Origin of the sequence: Lutispora thermophila DSM 19022 (genome assembly GCF_900142105.1) — a bacterium.
Classification (GTDB): domain Bacteria; phylum Bacillota; class Clostridia; order Lutisporales; family Lutisporaceae; genus Lutispora; species Lutispora thermophila.
Window position 1 is genome coordinate 1 of sequence record NZ_FQZS01000003.1, and the last position, 1,584, is coordinate 1,584.

General features: G+C 41.2%; 1 protein-coding gene. It reads left to right on the forward strand.

Translation table 11 applies throughout. From position 1 onward, the window contains the following. On the forward strand, window positions 1–1,411 hold a 1,411-nt coding region (locus BUB48_RS00015; RefSeq protein WP_139249835.1), incomplete at its 5' end, for an S-layer homology domain-containing protein. Between the last annotated feature and the right edge of the window lie 173 nt (window positions 1,412–1,584).

The window sequence follows — 1,584 nt, forward strand, 5'->3', positions numbered from 1 at the left end:
AAATGATGCCGAGAGTGTAGGAGTATACAAAGAAGTCTTGGATGCAATATATACAGCTAATCCGAACTATGCAGTGAATGTGAATAAGGGAGACTTCGAAATAGTCAAGGCCGAAGGAGCAGCCCTTGAGATTGATGACTACAAAGGAGTATATGATGGTCAACCACACAGCATAGAAGTAACTAACCTCATCGCAGGAGACAAAGTATACTACAGCGAAGATGGAACTAACTGGAGCGAGAAAAAACCATCATACACCAATGTAGGAACATATCCAGTTCATGTTAAGGTAGAAAATCCGAACTACGAAGACAGAACCGGAGAAGCAAAAGTAGAAATAACACCAAGGAAAGTGACTGTAAAAGCAAATAGCGGTTCAAGGGTATATAATGGGACTGAACAGACCATAACAGGATACGAAGCGCCTATAGGATTGGTTGAAGGCCATGTATTAAGCGGAATCAGTGCAAGTGGATCTGGAACTAATGCAGGAACATATGAAGTAAGGTTTACAGGAACTCCGGTAATAAAAGCTGGAGAAGAAGATGTAACCAGAAACTATGATATCCAGTTAGTACCAGGCACACTGACCATAACAAGAAGCACGCAGCCAGATGATAACAGTGGTGGAAGTGGCGGTGGAAGCGGCGGAGGAAGCGGCGGAGGAAGCGGCGGTGATGGTCCTAGCACAAGCACACCTGCCATACTAACCGTAATTGACATACCAGACGAAGAAATCCCAGCAGGATTGCCACAATTGAATAAAGATGACCACTTCCAATACATTCAGGGTTATCCAGATGGCACAGTAAAACCATTAGCATATATAACAAGAGACGAAGTAGCAGCTGTATTCTACAGACTATTAGATAAAGACTATAGGGAAAGCATAAAAACAGATAAGCACAACTTCTCAGACGTAGCTGCTGACAGATGGTCCAATAGACATATAGCTACTCTGGCTAATGGTGGAATAGTAACAGGATACGAAGATGGAACCTTCAGACCTGGCAACTATATAACCAGGGCAGAAATGGCAGTAATAGCATCAAGATTTGATAAGCTAACGCCATTTGAAAGCGATCAATTCAGCGATATAGCTGGACACTGGGCCAATAAGTATATAAACTCAGCAGCGGCAAAAGGCTGGATAAAAGGATATCCAGATGGAACTTTCAAACCGGATCAATATATCACCAGAGCTGAATTCGTAACTCTAGTCAACAATGTGTTGGGTAGAAAGGTAACAAAGGGTGAGATATTGCCGGATGCAAGGAAGTTCCCGGATCTGCCGGAAGAAGCATGGTATTATGAAGCCATTATGGAGGCAGTGAATAGTCACTATTACTACAGATTGGAAGACGGTACAGAAGACTGGACAGAACTATATTATCCTGATTTGGATATGTAGTAATAAGTGGTGATGCAAAGGAGATGAGGTATTTTACCTCATCTCCTTTTTTATATAGGTTTTGAAAAACAAAAAACTTGTCCAAAAACTGTTTACATATAATAAAGTTGTGATATAATGGAAGAAAAAGAATATGTAAGTAGAATCAGCTAATAAGCGATAATGGCAAACCA